At 35.8% G+C, this 12,910-nt stretch carries 13 protein-coding genes; 6 read left to right on the plus strand and 7 right to left on the minus strand.

Features of this window, described 5'->3' with window-relative positions; genetic code table 11:
* Positions 1 to 11 precede the first annotated feature (11 nt).
* The 6 genes from hemE to hemA are packed head-to-tail and all read right to left on the minus strand — an operon-like array spanning position 12 to position 5,205.
* Positions 12 to 1,049 (minus strand): uroporphyrinogen decarboxylase, encoded by a 1,038-nt coding sequence (hemE, locus tag P0Y62_14150; GenBank protein ID WEK68982.1) that lies wholly within the window; start codon positions 1,047 to 1,049, stop codon positions 12 to 14.
* Between the two features lie 40 nt (positions 1,050 to 1,089).
* Positions 1,090 to 1,773, minus strand: a complete 684-nt coding sequence (locus P0Y62_14155; GenBank protein WEK68983.1) for a uroporphyrinogen-III synthase — start codon at positions 1,771 to 1,773, stop codon at positions 1,090 to 1,092.
* Positions 1,773 to 2,429, minus strand: a complete 657-nt coding sequence (locus tag P0Y62_14160) for a peptidoglycan recognition family protein (GenBank protein WEK68984.1) — start codon at positions 2,427 to 2,429, stop codon at positions 1,773 to 1,775. Before P0Y62_14160 ends, P0Y62_14155 begins: the two co-directional genes overlap by 1 nt.
* Positions 2,426 to 3,013, minus strand: coding sequence for a DUF1287 domain-containing protein (locus P0Y62_14165; protein WEK68985.1), 588 nt, complete (start codon positions 3,011 to 3,013; stop codon positions 2,426 to 2,428). The genes P0Y62_14160 and P0Y62_14165 overlap by 4 nt, the downstream gene beginning before the upstream one ends.
* Positions 3,014 to 3,035: 22 nt before the next feature.
* A complete protein-coding gene (gene hemC, locus P0Y62_14170) occupies positions 3,036 to 3,944 on the minus strand; it encodes a hydroxymethylbilane synthase (GenBank protein WEK68986.1) in 909 nt (302 codons plus the stop codon).
* On the minus strand, positions 3,931 to 5,205 hold the full coding sequence (hemA, locus tag P0Y62_14175; protein WEK68987.1) for a glutamyl-tRNA reductase: 1,275 nt from the start codon (positions 5,203 to 5,205) through the stop codon (positions 3,931 to 3,933). Before hemA ends, hemC begins: the two co-directional genes overlap by 14 nt.
* 376 nt (positions 5,206 to 5,581) lie before the next feature.
* On the opposite strand from hemA, the gene P0Y62_14180 reads away from it, so the two are divergent.
* The 6 genes from P0Y62_14180 (at position 5,582) to P0Y62_14205 (ending at position 11,896) form a co-directional block, all read left to right on the plus strand.
* Positions 5,582 to 6,607, plus strand: coding sequence for a rod shape-determining protein (locus tag P0Y62_14180; GenBank protein ID WEK68988.1), 1,026 nt, complete (start codon positions 5,582 to 5,584; stop codon positions 6,605 to 6,607).
* Positions 6,608 to 6,634: 27 nt separating this feature from the next.
* On the plus strand, positions 6,635 to 7,489 hold the full coding sequence (mreC, locus tag P0Y62_14185) for a rod shape-determining protein MreC (protein WEK68989.1): 855 nt from the start codon (positions 6,635 to 6,637) through the stop codon (positions 7,487 to 7,489).
* Complete coding sequence (locus P0Y62_14190; protein ID WEK68990.1) at positions 7,482 to 7,988, plus strand: rod shape-determining protein MreD; 507 nt, start codon at positions 7,482 to 7,484, stop codon at positions 7,986 to 7,988. The genes mreC and P0Y62_14190 overlap by 8 nt, the downstream gene beginning before the upstream one ends.
* Positions 7,985 to 10,027, plus strand: coding sequence for a penicillin-binding transpeptidase domain-containing protein (locus tag P0Y62_14195; protein ID WEK68991.1), 2,043 nt, complete (start codon positions 7,985 to 7,987; stop codon positions 10,025 to 10,027). Before P0Y62_14190 ends, P0Y62_14195 begins: the two co-directional genes overlap by 4 nt.
* On the plus strand, positions 10,024 to 11,253 hold the full coding sequence (gene rodA, locus P0Y62_14200; GenBank protein WEK68992.1) for a rod shape-determining protein RodA: 1,230 nt from the start codon (positions 10,024 to 10,026) through the stop codon (positions 11,251 to 11,253). The genes P0Y62_14195 and rodA overlap by 4 nt, the downstream gene beginning before the upstream one ends.
* A gap of 61 nt (positions 11,254 to 11,314) precedes the next feature.
* Positions 11,315 to 11,896, plus strand: a complete 582-nt coding sequence (locus P0Y62_14205) for a pentapeptide repeat-containing protein (GenBank protein WEK68993.1) — start codon at positions 11,315 to 11,317, stop codon at positions 11,894 to 11,896.
* A gap of 96 nt (positions 11,897 to 11,992) precedes the next feature.
* Here the strand turns inward: P0Y62_14205 and P0Y62_14210 are convergent, their stop codons facing one another.
* Positions 11,993 to 12,706: an NlpC/P60 family protein gene (locus P0Y62_14210; GenBank protein ID WEK68994.1), complete on the minus strand. Its 714-nt coding sequence runs from the start codon at positions 12,704 to 12,706 to the stop codon at positions 11,993 to 11,995.
* Between the last annotated feature and the right edge of the window lie 204 nt (positions 12,707 to 12,910).

Here is a 12,910-nt window from a genome sequence, read left to right on the forward strand (position 1 = left end):
ATCTGTAAGAATTAGAACTGAGTAGTTGGCTTCCAATCCACCACCGCTCTGATAAATGCTTCTGCATTTTCTACAGGGATATTAGGTAAAATTCCGTGTCCTAAATTGGCGATATATCTGTCTTTTCCGAAACGGTTGATCATTTCAGTCACCATTTTCTTGATTGTTTCAGGGGTAGAATGTAATCTTGCAGGATCAAAATTTCCCTGCAGCGTCATCGTATGATTGGTCATTGTTCTTGCCAATTCAGGAGTGATAGTCCAGTCAACTCCTAAAGCAGAAACTTTAGACATGGTCATATCTTCCAGAGCAAACCAACATCCTTTTCCGAAGACAACAACATGAGTTAGCGGGCTTAAAGCCTCAACAATCTGGTTGATATATTTCCATGAAAATTCCTGATAATCTGCCGGAGAAAGCATTCCTCCCCAAGAATCGAAAACCTGAACTGCAGAAACTCCTTTTTCTACTTTTCTTTTCAGGTAAGCAATGGTTGTGTCTGTGATTTTCTGAAGTAATAAATGAGCAGCTTCCGGTTGCTGGAAACAGAAAGATTTAGCAATATCAAAAGCTTTGCTTCCTTTCCCTTCTACACAATAGCATAGAATTGTCCAGGGAGAACCTGCAAAGCCGATCAATGGAATTTCATTGTCTAATTTTTGCAACGTCAATTCAATGGCATCAAAAACGTAACCTAACGTATCATTCACATCCGGAACCACAACATTCTGAACCTGTTCCATAGTTCTGATCGGAGTATCCAACCATGGACCTACAGATTCTTTCATCTTAAAGTCGATTCCCATTGCTTGCGGAACTACCAGAATATCAGAGAACAAAATCGCAGCATCCAACGGAAACCTTCTAATTGGCTGTACCGTAATTTCAGAAGCCAACTCCGGAGTCTGACATCTTGTGAAAAAATCATATTTGTCACGTAGTGCAATGAATTCCGGTAAATATCTTCCGGCTTGTCTCATCATCCAAACTGGCGGTCTTTCTACGGTTTCTCCGCGAAGTGCTTTTAAGTATAGGTCGTTCTTAATCATAATATAATAGACTGATATTGTCAAAAAGACAATTAAATATTCAATTTTTGTTTACAATTTCCTTTCTGATTAACTTTAAAACAGAGATCAGATTATTTCCTGCCGATACTAAAACCGGGTTCGAAGTATATTTTCTCAGTTCGTTGGCCGTAGTTTCACCAATAGAAACTAAGATCATATCATCAAGGGAATTTCGATTTGCAAAACTACGAACTCCGCTCGGACTAAAAAATACAGCGACATGATATTTTTCATTTATCAACGGATTGATTTCCTCAGTGTTGTAAACCGTAATTTTTTTATAGCTGATGTTTTGTAGAGGAAGATTTTCGTCAAGCACATCTAATGCGATGTTTCCACAGAAATGCAGGAACTTTTCATGCTGACAATGGGTGATAATAAATTTTGAAAGGGCATCGGCATTTTTCAGCACTTTAAAAGTTCCGAAACCATTTTTTCTCACTTCCCGTTTTGTTTTTTCACCAACACAATAAATTTTATTGTAATTCTTCGCGGTAAAATCCTCGTTAGGTTTAAAACCATTTTTAAAAAAAGAACTGACTCCTTTTGAACTCGTAAAAATCAACGAATAATTTTTCAGGTCAAAAGGTCTTATTTTTACAGGGTTTGTTTTAATTACCTCAACACAGTCAACCGAAATATCCTCTCCTAATTCTTTGGATATAATGGCTGGATCTATGTTTTTAGTAAATAAAATCTTCATTAAGGTTGATCTTTTAAATGTAAATCGGCGACCTGAAGTCTCACTTTGTTCATGAAATCTTTTCCCGGATCTTCTTTTCCTGTGAAATATTTCGGATCAGATTCTTTCCATAATTTTGAATTTCTGAAAACACCATATTCCGAATGGCCGATAAGATATTCTATTTTATATTTCTGGGTTAAATACCTTACCAATTGTGCATTGGCTAAAACCTGTTTTTCTGTAAGCGGTTCTTTTTTGCTTCCGATATTTTCAATTCCAATCGCACAGTAATTTAATCCTATTGTATGCCTTGCAAACTGAGTTGGCTCCATTAACTGATAAATTGTACCATCACGATCAATAATAAACTGTGAAGAAACATTTAATGTACTTTGTTTTTTTAAAGTACTTCTCCCATTTTCAAGGGTATTTTTATTAAAATATTTAAAATTGCTTTCTACCGTTCCGCCCGCTGTGTAATGAAGAACGATCATTTTAGTAACTATAGTCGGTGTTTTTTGAACCAATCCGTGATGTTCCTTTAGATATTCTAAACTTAAACGAATTCTTTCTTCAGAATAATTAATAGGTTTGTTAATTATTGTGGGTTCGTTTTTCTGTCCTGCCACAAAACCTATAATCAATACAAACAGAAAGCAAATAATATTTTTCATCCTCTTTTCTGATACTGATAATGTCCGGTAATGGTAAATTTAAATAAACAATCTTCGACAACCTGTCCGCCTCCTATATTATGAACAATTAAATATCGTTTTCCGTCTGCGGATTTTTTATTCACTACAATTCCGATATGTGTTAAATTTCCAGGTAAGATCCAGGTTACAATATCCCCCGGAACATACATTTCCGGCTTGGTTTCTATAGATTTTGATGTTCCGAATTTAGCAAAGAATACTCTCAGGTTCGGAACTCTTCGATGGTCGATATTGGTATCAGGCTTTTTTAATCCCCATGTTTTAGGATATTTTGAAAAATTTTTCACCATATCTTCATGCACTTCTTTCTGAAGATCTATCCCCAGTTTTCTGTAGGCTCTGATGATAACATCAGTACATACGCCTTTGTCCGATGGAACATCTCCGTTCGGATATTTTATAGTAAAATAAGCTGGATCATACGTTACTCTGTCTTTTGTTAAGCTTAAAGCCGCATCAGAGAGCTTTTGGGCAAACTGATTCTGTGCTTGTAAAGTCAAAACACAAAACATAATGATAAGAATGGTGAAATACTTTCTCATTATCAGGAAAATTTAGAATCAGTTAAATCTGACTTTTAATTTCTGTCATTAATTCTTTTCCACCATTTTCAAGAACTACTTTTGCAAATTTTTCTCCGAAATTTTCTTCCTCATTATAAAGAAAGCTTTCATCTGTTGCGATGCAATTTTTACCGTCTAATGAACAAAGGGCTCCTTTAAAACGGATCTGATCCTCAAAAATTTCAGCAAATGCTCCGATTGGGGCCGTACATCCGCCTTCCAGTGTGCTCAGGAAATTTCTTTCCATTTCCACACAGATTTGGGTAGGAGTGTGGTTGATTGATTGTAAAATGTCGTTGATTTCTTTTTTATCGGAATGTCCGGCAACGGCAATCACACCCTGTGATGCAGCCGGAATTAAAAATGGCAACATTTCATAATCGATGTCCATTTTCATTCGCTTGATTCCTGCCAAAGATAAAATCGTAGCGTCAAAATCCCCTTCTTCCAATTTTTGAAGACGGGTCTGAATGTTTCCTCGGATATCTGAAAACTCAGCATTCGGGAAATTCTTTAGCCAGAAGGCTCTTCTTCTTAAACTGCTGGTTGCTAATTTAAGTTCGTGGAATTCTTTGTCTTTTGCAGATTCTTTTCTGATCAGGACATCCTGTGGAAAATCTCTTTCCAGATAGGCAATGATCTCAATGTTTTGAGGTAATTGGGTAGGAACATCTTTCAGAGAATGCACGGCAATATCGATCTCGTCATTTAGTAATGCAACATCAAGATCTCTTGTGAAGACACCTGTAATTCCTAAAGAATAAAGTGGTTGGGTAAGGTTTTTATCCCCTGAAGAAACGATAGGGACGATCTCCGTTAAATAATTACTGTTTTGAAGATGCCTTGCAACTTCCCTTGCCTGCCAAAGTGCTAATGCGGAGTTTCTGGTTCCGATTCTAATGCTTTTCATTGAATTCGTTGTTTGGTTGTTCAACTAATATTTCGTGCATTAATTTACTAATTTCTTCGGCTTTTAAAGGATTATCGATGATATATTTTGCAAAACGGTTGGTGATTTTCTGAATCATTTTATCGGAAAGTTCCATGTCCGTGATGTTTATGTATTTATTTTTTTTATAAAAATTATGCATTTCATTACGTTCCATATTTTTTAAAACCGCTTTGAAATGATGAATGTTGGGAGCTAATTTTCTCTTTTTTTCCCATTCGAGGAAATCTTTTGTCAGCTCTTTGATGATGCCTTCAGCTTTTGGAACTTCTTTTTCTCTCTGCTGAATCGTTTCCTGAATCTGTTTTGAAAGTTCATCAATATCAATCAATGTTACATTTTCATTCTCCATTACGTTTTTATCAACGTTATTAGGAATGGAAAGGTCGATTACCAGAGTTTCTTTTCCGTTCGGGAAATGAGATTTGTTGACGATAGGATGTCTTGCTCCGGTTGCAACAATAAGAATGTCGGTTCCACTGAGTTCTTTGTCAAAATCAGCGTAATCGATATGAGGAATATTATATTTTTCAGAAATCTTTGCTGCGGTTTCTTGAGTTCTGTTCGCAATCTTGATTTTCGGCTGATAAACATGCTTTACCAGATTTTCAACCGTATTTTGTCCAATCTCACCAACTCCCAAAAGCAGGATGTTTTTTTCGGCAATTCTCTTTTGGTTATTTAAGATGTAATGAACGGCGGCGTAAGAAACAGAAGCTGCTCCGTTAGAAATCCCGGTTTCGTTTTTGATTCTTTTAGAAATCTGAATTGCAGAATTTATGGCTCTTTCTAAAAAAGGATTCGAATTTTGTCTTTCCTTCTTGAATCGGTTATATGCTTTTTTAATTTGCCCGATAATTTCAAAATCCCCGATAATCTGGCTTTCAAGTCCGGCTGCCACTCTGAATAAGTGAATTAAAGCCTCTTCTTTTGTTAAAATATTGGCAAACTGCAGAAAATCCATCAGATTGACTCCTATTGTTTTGCAATATTCTTCCGCAATCAAAAGATAATTGGGCGAAGTGGTATAGATTTCGGTTCTGTTACAGGTAGATACTACAAATGCATCCCCTAAGTTCTCATCGTGAATTCGGGTAACAAAATTTTTGATGTTTTCATCAAAGAAGGCAAATTTTCCTCTGGTTTCTACATCAGCCTTTTCAAAGCTAATGGAAAGTACCGAGAAATTCGCAGTTTGATGGATGTTGGAATACTGTAACATAAGCGCAGCAAATTTACGTTTTTTTTAATTAATCAGTCTCAGATAGTATATATGATAATTATCGTAAAAAACTATTTCTTCGGATTAAAAATGCAACTAGGGATTTATGCGGATGTTAAAAGTTTTAAGATGAATCAAAATTGTTTTATGATATAGATTTTATTATGTTAAATACTTTTGGTTTTCGACTTTTCCCTTTGCTGCTCGAAATTACCTTAAATCTGGTTGAGCTCAAAGTTCGTAAATATCTAAAGTAAAAGTTAATAAGCGATTAGAAAATTTAATAAAATTTTAACCAAATTATATGCTTGCAGAATTCCTTTGGTAGTGTTAAATTTATATCTTTGTAAATCTTTAAAAAAATCAGAAGTAAAATATGAGTTTATTCGATATGTTTACGCAAGAAATTGCGATAGACCTAGGTACAGCTAATACCCTTATCATCCATAATAATAAAATTGTTATAGATCAGCCGTCAATTGTAGCAATTGAACGCTCTACGGGTAGGCCGATTGCTGTAGGAGAACAGGCAAAACATATGCAGGGGAAAACTCATGAGGATATTAAAACAATTCGTCCGTTGAAAGATGGGGTTATTGCAGATTTTCATGCTTCTGAGCATATGATTAAGGAGTTTATCAAAAAGATTCCTGGAATTAAGGGTAAATTTATTCAGCCTGCATTAAGAATTGTAATCTGTATTCCTTCCGGAATTACGGAGGTTGAAAAAAGAGCGGTAAGAGATTCAGCTCAAAAAGTAAACGCTAAAGAAGTACGTTTGATTTATGAACCAATGGCTGCGGCAATAGGGGTTGGAATCGATGTTCAAAAGCCTGAAGGTAATATGATTATCGATATAGGTGGAGGTACTACGGAAATTGCTGTGGTTGCTTTAGGAGGTATCGTTTGTGATAAATCTGTGAAAATTGCAGGGGATGTATTTACAAATGATATTGCTTACTATTTAAGAACACATCATAATCTTTATATTGGAGAAAGAACTGCTGAAAGAATCAAAATTGAGGTAGGATCTGCAGTTGAAGATTTGGAAGTTGATATTGACGATATTCCGGTTCAGGGTAGAGACCTTATTACAGGTAAGCCAAAAGAAATTATGGTTGGGTATAAGGAAATTGCAAGAGCTTTGGATAAATCGATCATCAGAATTGAAGATTCTGTAATGGAAACCCTTTCTTTAACTCCGCCGGAATTGGCAGCGGATATTTACAAAACGGGTATTTATCTTGCAGGAGGAGGTGCATTATTAAGAGGTCTTGCGGACAGGCTGCACAAAAAGACAGGTCTTCCTGTTTTTGTGGCAGAAGATCCATTGAGAGCCGTTGTTCGCGGAACCGGTATTGCACTTAAGAATATGGATAAATTCAATTTCTTAATAAAATAATTCTAACCTTTTTACGAACACATCTGAATGGGATTTTTGCTGAGATTATTTTCGAAGAACGCACTTTTTGTCTTCTTTATATTTCTGCAAATTATTGCTCTGGTTCTGATATTTTCTAGAAATGCAATGCAAAGATCCTGGATTGCCGGGCAGTCTGCTGCGTTGAATTCCTGGGTTTCCGGATATATTGATGAAGGGGTTTCATATCTTAAATTAAAGCAGATCAATGAAGATCTTGTTGCTCAAAACAAATCTTTAATGATGGAGCTGTACGGAAAGCAGGGCGCAAAAAATCCTGTCTTCAGAAAAGTTCACGACACTTTGGGGGGCGGACAGATTTATACCTTCGTAGATGGTGAAATTGTTTTCAACAGTATTAACCGAAGAAATAATTACTTTACCATCAACAGAGGAAAAAGAGATGGAGTGTATCCGCAAATGGGTGTGATGGCACCAAAAGGAATTGCAGGTATTGTGATCAACTCTACAGATAGCTATGCTTTGGTTCAGTCTGTTTTGAGTGTGAATAAAATCAGAATCAACGCTGCATTGAAAAACTCTGGTTATTTCGGGACATTAACATGGAATGGAGATAATTCTCGCGTTATGCACCTTGCTGATGTTCCCAAATATGTTGCCTTAAAGATCGGAGATACCGTAGTTACGGACGGAAAGTCGGCAATTTTTCCTAAAGGAGTCATGATAGGGACTGTTGCTGGATATTCTGTAGATAATAAGACTGGTTTCTGGGATATTTCCGTTGAGCTAAGTGAGAAAATGGGAGCACTGAACAAAGTATATGTGGTTAAAAACCTGAAAAAAGCTGAGGTTCAAAAGATTCAAGATACAATGCAAGCTGTAATAAAAAAGGAAAATGATTAGCAGAACATTATTTACGGATATATTAATCATGATTTTTCTGGTTGCATTACAAATTTTTGTATTGAACAGGATTACGCTATTCGGTAAATATACTCCGGTGTTGTATCCGGTGTTTGTCATGTTCTATCCTTTTTTTAGAAATAAATTTCAGTTTTTAGCTTTAAGTTTTTTAATGGGTCTTGCGATCGATACGTTTTTACAGTCAGGAGGAATCAATGCTTTTGCAACTACTGCAATCGCCTATTTCAGAACTTTAATTTTCAGAACTTCTACGGATACTTCTACAGATTTTTTCTCTTTTCAGTCCTTACAATGGGGGCAGTTTTTGCTGTTTCTTTTTTCAAGTATCTTCTTGCATCAGCTTTTAGTACAGTATATCGAATTCTTTAAGTTGAGCAGATTTTTTGAAATATTACTTAATGTGTTGGTAACAAGTATAATTTCGTTTATATTTATAGTTATATATGCATTAATATTTAAAATCAAACAGAAAGTTTGAATACGCGTTATTTAAAGATTTTTTCCGTTCTTGTAGTTATAGCCTTGATTTTCGTGGCTAGACTTTCTTATTTACAGTTGTTTACAGACCGTTATGCTCTGAATGCAGCCAATACTTCTATTAAAATTGAATATGTTATTCCACAGAGAGGAGTCATTTTTGACAGAAATGGAAAAATTTTGGTGGGAAATCAGCCTGCCTATGAAATCTCATTTACACAGGCATTAATGAAACCCGATTTTGATACTCTAGGGTTTTGTAGTTTAATGAAAATTACGAAGCCAGATTTTATTAAAAGAATAGAGCTTATTAAAAAAGAAAAATATTATTCCAAACTTACTCCAATGACTTTCATTAAGGATTTGAGTAGAGAGGATATTGCAAGAGTTCAGGAGATTATTTTCAAGTATCCTGCGTTCAGTATCGTATCAAGACCTCAGCGTCAATATGAAGTTTCTACTTCCGGAAACCTTTTAGGATATACGAGTGAAGTCAATGAACGTGAAATTAAAAAGGATTCTCTTTATTATCTTCCGGGCGATTTCATAGGAAAAACAGGAATTGAAAAATCTTATGAAAAAGAGCTTCGTGGAGTGAAGGGAATGAAGTATATCCAAAAAGATATTAGACTCCGAAATGTTGGTCCTTATAAACAGGGCTCTTTAGATAAAGAAGTTGTAACGGGAAAAGATATTACGCTCACTATAGACTATGATCTTCAGAGAATAGCAGAAGAGATGATGGTCAATAAACATGGTGCCATAGTGGCATTAGATCCTAATAACGGAGAAGTTTTGGTTTCAGCTACAGGTCCGGATATAGATCCGAATCTTTTTACAGGTCCTAACAAATCTAAAAATCTTTACGCGCTGTCGAAAGATACGGTTTACGAAAACAAACCAACTTTTGATCGTTCACTACAGGCAGCTTATCCTCCCGGATCTACATTTAAATTACTGACAGCTTTGGCAGCAATGCAGATGGGAGTGATGGATGAGAAAACAATTTTCCCTTGTGGAGGTGGTTTTTTTTACAGAGGGAAAAGAATTAAAGGTCACGGAGGAGCAGAACCGCTCATTCCGTCCATTCAGGTTTCTAGTAACTGTTTCTTCACGTATGCATTCATAGCGATTATTAAAAAATATCCGGGAAATCCCTCAAAAGGAGTTGATGAATGGAAAAAGATTATGAGTAGCTTCGGCGTAGGGGAATTTTTAAATAATGATTTTGCGGTAGGAGCAAGAGGAAGGATTCCTTCAGGTGATTTCTATGAAAGACGCTTTAAAGCCATTATGAAAGCAAGCGGATCGCAGAGAACTGATTTTAAAAATTGGGACGAAATGCCTACCGGAGCAATCTACAACGGAATGGGGCAGGGAGATGTTCTTGTAACACCTATTCAATTGGCTAATTACGTTGCGGCAATTGCCAATCGGGGTTGGTATTATACTCCTCATATTGTAAAATCTATTGACGGTAAGCCAAATCCTGATCCAAGATTTAAAGTAAGACATCAGACTTTAGTAGATAAAAAACATTTTGAGCCTGTTTTAAAAGGTATGGAGGCTGTTGTACTTCGTGGAACGGCGGCAGGTCTGAAATCTCAGGATTTCACTCAGTTGGCTAAAACAGGTACGGCGCAGGTGCCTCAGGGAAAAGATAATTCGATTTTTGTTTTGATTGCTCCTGCAGATAAGCCCAAAATTATTGTTGCGGCTGTAATGGAGCATGCCGGTTTCGGTGCTACATGGGCGGGACCAGCCTGTACATTAATTGCTGAAAAGTATCTGACCGGAGACATAAAAAGAGATTATCTTTATAAAAAAATGGTGACAGCCAGTTTCATGCCTGAATATAAAAGACAATGGATTGCTGATTTGAAGCGTAAAGGTCTGTATAAAGAACCCAAACCCGATTCCATAAAGCTAAAAAGAATGCGGGATAGCCTAAACTTTATTAAAGAGCAGAAAGCTAAGCTGCAGAAGAAACTGGACGAAAAAACAAAAAGTACTAACAACACTAAAAAGGTAAAACAATGAAGTGGGCAGAAGGAATAGATAAACTAGGTCTGGGGTTGTATTTTCTGCTTTGTATTTTTGCCATTGCGAATATTTACAGTGTTGACCAAAAACTGGGTGAGAAGCAGCTTGTTTTCTTTTGCATCTCGCTGTTTGTTGGGCTGGTTATTTTTGTGGGTAGAAGTAAGTTCTTTGAAAATATGTCGGGAATCATTTACATTGGAGGGGTTTTGCTTCTTATTGGTTTGTTCCCGTTTGGAAAAGAAATTCTCGGACAAAAAAACTGGTACAAATTCGGGAGTTTTACCATGCAGCCGGTGGAGTTTGCCAAAATAGGAACGGCACTGATGTTGTCAAACTACGTCTCAGGGCCGGAATTTAATTTAAATAACAGAAAATCATTACTCACCACTTTAGCCATTATAGGAATTCCTGCGGCTGTCGTATTGGCTATTCCGGATGTGGGATCCATGTTGGTTTTTATAGCATTTTTCATTGCATTATACCGTGAAGGTTTAAGCGGGATGCTATTCGCTGTCGGATTTCTTTTTGCAGGAGTTTTCCTGGTTTCTCTAGCTGTTCCCCCTATTTATGTAGTGATTTCGATATTGGTTATTGTAGGAGGCTGGATTGCTCTCAATTATTATAAAATGTCCTGGAATGTTATTTCAATTTCCAGCATTGTAGGATCTGTTCTTGTTTTGTGTGGCTTGGCTTTTGGTTCTCCTTATATTTTAGAAAAACTGCCAAAACACCAAAGAGAAAGAGTTGAAGTTCTTTTTAAAGGGGAGAAAGCATTTAGAGATACTTCCGGGTACAATTTGCTCTATTCGAAGACGGCAATTGGTTCAGGAGGTCTTTTAGGAAAAGGATACCGTGAAGGATCCGTTACTCAGGGAAAATTTGTTCCGGAACAGGAAACCGATTATATTTTCTGTACAGTGGGAGAAGAATGGGGCTTTGTAGGGAGTTCTGTCTTGATTCTTTGTTACATGATTTACATAGGAAGGATCTATTATCTTGCAGAACGACAAAAGTCCTCATTTAATCGTGTCTTTGGGTATTGCTTTGCTTCGATCCTTTTGATGCACTTTTCGATCAATTTAGGGATGGTAATGGGGCTCTTTCCAACAGTTGGAATTCCTTTGCCATATTTTAGTTACGGAGGAAGTTCATTGCTTGCCTTTTCTATTATGACTTTTATTTTCTTTAAACTGAACTATTCCGATAAGAATAGCTTGGTTTAACCTTAAGTAAGTCTAATCAATTATTTTACGAAATAACTACAAAAATAAATCATAAAGCTTTATGAAAGAGGCTTACATCCTAGATCAAACTTTTGAGAATATATACTTTACTCAACAACCTCTGGAGAAAGGTGAATATGATAACTGTACTTTCAGAGATTGTAGTTTTGAATATATCGATCTTTCAGGATTCAATTTTAATGATTGTGAGTTCATAGATTGTAACTTGAGTATGGTAAAACTCTTAGGAACTGCTTTTCGGGATGTTAATTTCAAAGGATGTAAAATGTTTGGGCTTCAGTTCAATGACTGCAATGAATTCGGGTTGTCTTTTAGATTTGACGAATGTTTCTTAAATAATTCTGTCTTTTATCAAACATCAATTAAGAAGACTATGTTTAAGGATTCAAAGCTTATTGAAGTTGATTTTACGGAATGTGATTTATCCGGAGCTGTATTTAATGCCTGCGATTTATCCGGAGCTGTTTTTGACAATACTAATCTTGAAAAAGCTGATTTGAGGACATCCGTTAACTATTTGATAGATCCGGCTCAGAACAGGCTTAAAAAGGCTAAATTTTCACTCTCTGAAGTTTACGGTCTTCTTTATAAGTTGAATATTGAAATTGATAAGAATAGTTAATAATATATGGATTCTTAAAACTTCGTCTGATACATTATAAGAAAAAAGCCTTCAAAATTTTGAAGGCTTTTCATTATTTAAATCAATTATTTAAAATTAAAAACTTGTTCCGTTTGATACTGGAGTTATTGCAGCTAAATTATTATAAGCCTCACCGTTTTCATTGATGATTCTTTTTGCAAATCTGAACTTAGGTCCCCAATAAGAATCGTTAAGAGAAGAAACCATTACTCCTTTTGAAGTGGCAGCATGGATAAACATTACTTCTCCGTTTTCAGAAACGCTTTCAACAATTCCTACGTGAGAAATTCTTCTGCCATGAGAGAAGAAAATCAAATCCCCTTTCTGTAAATTCTCTTTTTCTACTTTTTCTCCTTCTTGTGCCTGAGAAGATGCTACTCTTGGTAAGCTAAGACCTGCTGCTGCACCGAAAACTGAAAGAACGAAGGCTGAACAGTCAATTCCGTTTCTTGTTGTTCCTCCATATCTGTAAGGCGTTCCTAAATAAGTAGCAGCTTCAGATAAAATGTTGTCGATTGTTGTATTGTGTTTGATTGCTTTTGCAATCTCAGAATTTTTAACCGCGTTTTTCGCATTGGCAATAGATACCGCTTTTTCAGCAAGGAAAGAATCAATTAATCTTTGCTTATCAAGCTCTGCTTTCTTAGGATCGAAAGAAGCAAGTTTGGCATCTGTTTTGTATTCTTTTGTATAAGTTGCTGGTTTTGAAACTACATAATTTGTAACACAAGATTGTAATGACATTGTAGAAACTACAGCAACTAAATAAAACAAAACTCTTTTCTTCATATATATTTGATTATCCGTGTTAAAAGGAATAGTTATTTTTCAAAAGCATTACAAAAATAAAGATTCCCATAAAAAGACCCCTGATATGATAATTGTCAGGTTCTTTATTTAACACATTTTAACATATTATTTAAGTATGTTAAAGAAAAACAAACCGTAACCGCCTATTTTAGGTGAGTCTACGGTTTTTTTTATTAAGATTCT

This window comes from Candidatus Chryseobacterium colombiense (assembly GCA_029203185.1).
Lineage (GTDB): Bacteria > Bacteroidota > Bacteroidia > Flavobacteriales > Weeksellaceae > Chryseobacterium > Chryseobacterium colombiense.